The sequence below is a fragment of the Streptomyces colwelliae genome, assembly GCF_048158785.1.
Classification (GTDB): domain Bacteria; phylum Actinomycetota; class Actinomycetes; order Streptomycetales; family Streptomycetaceae; genus Streptomyces.
Window position 1 is genome coordinate 1 of the sequence record NZ_JBLTJC010000539.1, and the last position, 5,555, is coordinate 5,555.

At 68.4% G+C, this 5,555-nt stretch carries 7 protein-coding genes and 1 tRNA gene; 3 read left to right on the forward strand and 5 right to left on the reverse strand.

The annotated features are described in order from the left end of the window. The coding region (locus ACNFOC_RS50145; protein WP_416965661.1) for a peptidoglycan-binding domain-containing protein at positions 1-273 on the forward strand (273 nt) is incomplete at its 5' end. 3 nt (positions 274-276) lie between these two features. Here the strand turns inward: ACNFOC_RS50145 and ACNFOC_RS50150 are convergent. The 4 genes from ACNFOC_RS50150 to ACNFOC_RS50165 form a co-directional block, all read right to left on the reverse strand. Beyond that, positions 277-1,191 (reverse strand): ArsR/SmtB family transcription factor, encoded by a 915-nt coding sequence (locus ACNFOC_RS50150; RefSeq protein WP_416965662.1) that lies wholly within the window; start codon positions 1,189-1,191, stop codon positions 277-279. 597 nt (positions 1,192-1,788) lie between these two features. Next, on the reverse strand, positions 1,789-2,181 hold the full coding sequence (locus tag ACNFOC_RS50155) for a type II toxin-antitoxin system VapC family toxin (RefSeq protein WP_416965663.1): 393 nt from the start codon (positions 2,179-2,181) through the stop codon (positions 1,789-1,791). Continuing rightward, on the reverse strand, positions 2,181-2,414 hold the full coding sequence (locus ACNFOC_RS50160; protein WP_416965664.1) for a hypothetical protein: 234 nt from the start codon (positions 2,412-2,414) through the stop codon (positions 2,181-2,183). Before ACNFOC_RS50160 ends, ACNFOC_RS50155 begins: the two co-directional genes overlap by 1 nt. Positions 2,415-2,724: 310 nt before the next feature. Continuing rightward, positions 2,725-2,795: transfer RNA gene (locus ACNFOC_RS50165), tRNA-Gly, on the reverse strand. 578 nt (positions 2,796-3,373) lie between these two features. Here ACNFOC_RS50165 and dcd point away from each other — a divergent pair. Then, positions 3,374-3,949, forward strand: coding sequence for a dCTP deaminase (gene dcd / locus ACNFOC_RS50170; RefSeq protein WP_033284765.1), 576 nt, complete (start codon positions 3,374-3,376; stop codon positions 3,947-3,949). Between the two features lie 2 nt (positions 3,950-3,951). Beyond that, on the forward strand, positions 3,952-4,461 hold the full coding sequence (locus ACNFOC_RS50175; RefSeq protein WP_416965665.1) for a phosphoribosyltransferase: 510 nt from the start codon (positions 3,952-3,954) through the stop codon (positions 4,459-4,461). 104 nt (positions 4,462-4,565) lie between these two features. Here ACNFOC_RS50175 and ACNFOC_RS50180 read toward each other — a convergent pair whose 3' ends face one another. After that, complete coding sequence (locus tag ACNFOC_RS50180; RefSeq protein WP_416965666.1) at positions 4,566-5,513, reverse strand: Yip1 family protein; 948 nt, start codon at positions 5,511-5,513, stop codon at positions 4,566-4,568. Positions 5,514-5,555: the final 42 nt, after the last annotated feature.

The following is a 5,555-nucleotide window of genomic DNA, read 5'->3' on the forward strand; positions in this document are numbered from 1 at the left end:
GCGCCCGCCGACGTCCAGCCGGCCCCCCTGTACTGCGGCTACGACAACCGTCCCACGCCGCCCTCCGTCGGCACCGGCAGCACCGGCAGCACGGTCCGGGAACTTCAGTGCCTGCTGACCCGGTGCGCCTACTACACGGGTCCCATCAACGGCATCTTCGACGCGGCGACAGCGGTCGCCCTCCGCGCCTTCCAGTACGACCAGGGCATCCCGTACGACGGTATCGTCGGCCCCCTTGTCTGGAGCGCGCTGCGCACCTGCGTCGTGGCCTAGGCATCAGGTGCCGGCCGCCCTGAGCAGCGCCGTACCCAGCGGGGTCGGGGTATGCACCACGGTGTTCCCCTGACGCGTCGAGGTGGTCAGGCCCGCGGCCCGCAGCGTCGTGGCGTGAACACTCGCCGTGGGCGCGGTGACCCCCGTGCGGCGGGCCAGTTCACCTGTGGTGCAGCTGTTTCCGATGACCGCGAGGCACGCGGCCCTCGTCGGTCCCAGCAGATCCGCCAGCGCCCGGGCCCCGGGGGCGTGGTCGGGGCCGGTCCACCACTCCGGTCCTCGCTCGACCGGATACATCAGCACCGGCGGCAGCCCCGGGTGGACGACGGTCACGGGCCAGCGCCAGCAGAACGCGGAGGGCGCCAGCACCAGCCCCCGCCCGGACAGCCGGATCTCGCGCTCCACCGGGTGGGGGTGGCCCACCTCGAGCACCGGCGCCCGCCACAGCAACGCCGGCCGCATCGCGGCCAGCAGTCCTTCGGTCCCGTGGTCGAGCACGGTGCGGGCCCGGGCGGCGCGTTCCGCGTCGACGAGCGACCGTACCCGCGGCCAGAAGGGGGCGATCGCCGCGTGGTGGTACGCACGAAGTGCCGCGCCGAGCCGCGTCAGCGCCGCCGGCTCGCCCTCCGCCAACGGCCGTAGCCACGACGGCGCCCCCGGCAGCGCCGACAGCTCCCGCCGCAGCTGGACGCGCGGAGTACCGAGCAGCGCCTCGATCCCCGCCTCGATCCCCGTCTCCAGCCCCTGCTCCGCCCGCCGCGGAGTGAGGAAACCAGGGAGGTCGCCTGCCGGAGGCACCAGATGGCGCAGCAGTCGCACATACCGCTGCGGCAGCCGAGAGAGCCGGTCGCGGGCCTGCGCCCGCCACGGGTCGAAGACGGCCCCGCCCCGAGTGCCGCGGAGCAGCCTGATACTCATCACGGTTTCCCACAGGGGGTCAGGTCCGCTCGCGAACCTGACCCGGAAGAGATCCTCACTGGTGATATGCAAGCGCAGCATGCATCCCCCGCACGGCTGTCCCCCGACTAGCCGCGGCTCACTCTGCACCACGTCCGTTGCGACCAGGAAGCTTTTTTACGCCACACCGCGTACAGGCCACGGAGGTCGGGACTGAGCCCGACTCCGTTCGGTGATCTTGGAGTTCGCCAATACGGCTGGACGGTCTGAGGCAAGAACGCCGACGGCCTGGCCAAGCTCTTATGGCAACAAAGAACCCCCGGGTCATCGACCTGGGGGTTTCATATGGAGCGGGTGACGAGAATCGAACTCGCACTCTCAGCTTGGGAAGCGACGGCGCTCCCTCGCCGAATGTCGCGCCGACCTGCGGTAACGCGGTGTCAGGGTTCCGCGGTCGGGTCGGGATTGCACCTTTGATGACCGCTGTTGCCCGTCCTGAAGGGCACGGATGGGGCACGCGGTGGAAACGAGATGGGTGCAGGCGCCTTCAGGGACGTCGACTGTCGATCCACTGAGGGCAAGTTGAGTGGTGGTGTCCTGCTTTGCTTGGGCGATGTCTCAGGCAGGCATGTCGACGGTCAGTCCAGCTGCTTGGGCGGCATCGGCCAGTCGTTTGTCGTACGTGACGAAGGAGGTGATCTGGGAGCGAATGCGAAGAGCCGTAGCCAGGTGGATGGCGTCCAGGCTTTGCACGGTCGCTGGTTTTACGGTCTGGGCCAAGATGCGAACTCCGGAGTCCAGCTCCACCAACTCGATCAGGTCGAGGACCGGGTGGAGCCGGGCGACGGCTTCCGGGGCGTAGCGCGCGAGGGCCCGCGATGACTCGATCTCCACCAGTACCGAACTCGTCCATCCGGTCTCCACCCGTTCGTCGAGCCAGTTGCGCAATGCCTGCGACTCGGACTCGGCGTGGACAAGTTTCACGACGGCGGCCGAGTCGAGATAGATCATCAGCGCTCGTCCTCGCGGCCGTGGGCGATCTCCGCAGCGATGTCGATGCCGTCCGGTTCGCCAAGTGGCATACGCAGGACGGCGCGACGCATCGCGGAAGCCCGCTCTTTGCGCAGGGCGGCTTCGAGCACAGCTTGGCGGATGGCCGCCGAGCGTGAGCTGCCGTCATTGGTGAGAACGTCCAGAGCGTGCTCGGTGTCCGAGTCGCTGCGAATCGTGATGGTGTCAGCCATGCAATCAATGTAAGACGATGCGTCTTACATGGCAAGTCGGGGCCTGTCGCCCCCTCTGTGGCGCGGGGCAGTGCCATTCGGCCCGTCGGGGTACGGCAGGGTGAGGGCTTTCAGCGGCGACAGCCGCGATGTGCGCAACGAAACAGCAGGTCAGTGGCGCACTTCTGCAACGGAAGTGGCGAGTGGGTGGTACTCGGCGAGCCCTCGTGCCCTCCGTGTGCCCGATCTCGGGGTGCCTTGTGCGCCGGAAAGCGCGAGAGGGGGCGCGTCACGCAAAAGCCCCAGGCCGCTGACCTGGGGCTTCAAGAAGAGCGGGTGACGAGAATCGAACTCGCACTCTCAGCTTGGGAAGCTGATGTTCTACCACTAAACTACACCCGCGAAAGACGCCGGTTGAACCGGTGTCGGAACGCTCCGTCACTCTACCGCATGCCGAGCCCCGGGCGCTGAAGCCGTGGGGCTCGAGTGCGTTACGGGAAGGGTGACGGGGCTGCGGTGGGCCGGAGTTGGGGCGTACGGTGGAGGCGTGGAAGAGGGTCTGGGTGGGACCGGAGTGCCGCCTGGAGAGTCGTTCCTTTCATCCCGTAATGTGGCATTTGGCGTCCGGCGAGCAGCAGTCGGGCGCGGCTCTTGGGGAAGGGACTCATGGACTTGATGGAGCGCACCGTCGTCCGATGTGCCGATGGGCACGTGTTCAGTACCGCTTCGTTCCCGATGCAGCAGGCGGAGCGGCTCGGCCCTGGCCGGCTCGTGAGGTGTCCACGGTGTGCCCGGCTCCGCAGTGTGGTGCTGGTGACCTTGGAGAAGCAGTAGAAGCAGTAGAAGTAGCAGTAGCAGCAGTAAAAGTAGCGGGAGAAGTAGCGGTGTCGCAGTCGTAGAGGCAGCGGTGTCGTCGTAGTCGCTGGCGCGCGGGTCCGTCCGATTGTGGTCGGTCCGCGCGTCTTGCGTATCCTCGGGGCGTGCTTCTCTCAGACAAGGACATCCGGGCCGAGATCGACGCCGGGCGGGTCCGGATCGATCCCTACGACGAATCCATGGTGCAGCCGTCCAGTGTCGACGTGCGCCTCGACCGCTACTTCCGGGTGTTCGAGAACCACCGCTACCCCCACATCGACCCGTCCGTCGAACAGGCGGATCTGACGCGGCTGGTGGAGCCGGAGGGCGACGAGCCGTTCATCCTCCACCCCGGAGAGTTCGTGCTCGCCTCGACCTACGAGGTCGTCACCCTCCCCGACGATCTCGCCTCGCGCCTGGAGGGAAAGTCCTCCCTCGGCCGGCTCGGGCTCGTCACGCACTCCACCGCCGGGTTCATCGACCCCGGTTTCTCCGGGCACGTGACGCTGGAGCTCTCCAATCTCGCGACCCTCCCGATCAAGCTCTGGCCGGGCATGAAGATCGGCCAGCTGTGCATGTTCCAGCTCAGCTCGGCGGCCGAGTTCCCCTACGGCAGCGAGCGCTACGGCTCCCGCTACCAGGGCCAGCGCGGCCCGACCGCCTCCCGTTCCTTCCTCAACTTCCACCGGACGCAGGTGTGAGCGTGGGCGGCACGGACAAGGACGTACGGGAGAACCTGACCTACGAGGCGTTCGGCGTCGCCGTGCGCGAACTCGCCCAGACCATCGCCGACGACGGCTACGAGCCCGACGTCATCCTCAGCATCGCCCGCGGCGGAGTCTTCGTCGCCGGCGGCCTCGCCTACGCCCTCGACTGCAAGAACATCAGCCTCGTGAACGTCGAGTTCTACACGGGCGTAGGCACCACTCTCGACATGCCGGTCATGCTCGCCCCCATCCCCAACGCGATCGACTTCTCCTCCAAGAAAGTTCTGATCACCGACGACGTCGCCGACACCGGCAAGACCCTCAAGCTGGTCCGCGACTTCTGCCTCGACGCCGTCGCCGAGGTCCGCAGCGCCGTCGTCTACGAGAAGTCGCAGTCGCTGGTGAAGTGCGAGTACGTGTGGAAGCGCACCGACGAGTGGATCAACTTCCCGTGGTCCGTCGAACCGCCGGTCGTGAGCCGGACCGGCCAGGTCCTCGACGCCTGAGCGGCGGCGACACCATCTCCTACGACGGCCAAGGGCTCCCGGCGCGAACCGGGAGCCCTTGGCCGTCGTAGCGGAGAAGCGAAAAGCGGAGAAGCCTGAGGCCTCTAGAACGTGCCCAGTTTCACGATCGACAGCAGGGCGATCAGCTGGATCGCCGACGCGCCCAGGGCCTTCGGCCAGGGGAGGTCGTGGGAGCGGCTGACCATCATCGTGAGGAGGGCGCCGGCCGCTACCCAGGTGGCCCAGCCGAGGGCCTGGACGAAGGTCGCGTCGCCGCCGAAGAACATGGCGAAGACCAGGCGCGGGGCGTCCGTGAGGGACATGATCAGCATGGAGAGGCCGACCGTGGGCTGCCAGGCTCCGTCGCCGCCCAGCTGGCGGGCCAGGGTGTGGGTGACCACGCCCAGGACGAAGGACGACAGCACCATCGCCACGGCCGTGATCAGGACGATCGGGACCGCGTTCGCCAGGGTGGCGCTTATGGCGTCCGCGCGGGCGCCGTCGAAGCCGAAGACCGCGAGCAGGCCGTAGAGGAACGTCACGATCAGGGCGGGGCCCCACATCGTGTAGTCCCGCATCTGGAGGAAGGTCTGCTGGGGGGCGAGGACGATGCCTCTCAGCAGGTCCTTCCAGTGCAGGCGGGGGCCGACCGGGCCCGTGGGCGCCTGGGTCGAACCCGCGCGGTACGTACCGCCCTGGGTGTACGGGTCCTCCCCTACGGCGAAGGCCTGGGTGCTGCCCGGGTTGTTCGCCGCGTACGGGTCAGGGGTGCCTGGGTGGGAGCCCTGGCCGTACCCGCCGCCGTCACCGAAGTACTCCGGCTCGTCGCCGTAGGCGCCGTTGCCGCCGTTCCCCTGGGACCACTGCCGGCCGCCGCCCGCAGGGCTTCCGTACTGCGGTTGCTGCTGCGGGTACGGCTGCGGGGCCGCGGGGTAGCCGTACGGCCGTCCCTGCGGCGCCGGGGGTGCCTGCTGCCCGTACGGAGGTTGTTGAGGGCGCGCTTGCGGGGCCCTGCCGTCCCGGCCGCCGCGTCCGATCCTGAATCCAGCCACGTCATCGAACGTACCTGGTTCCGCGCGGACACGTGCCGGGGC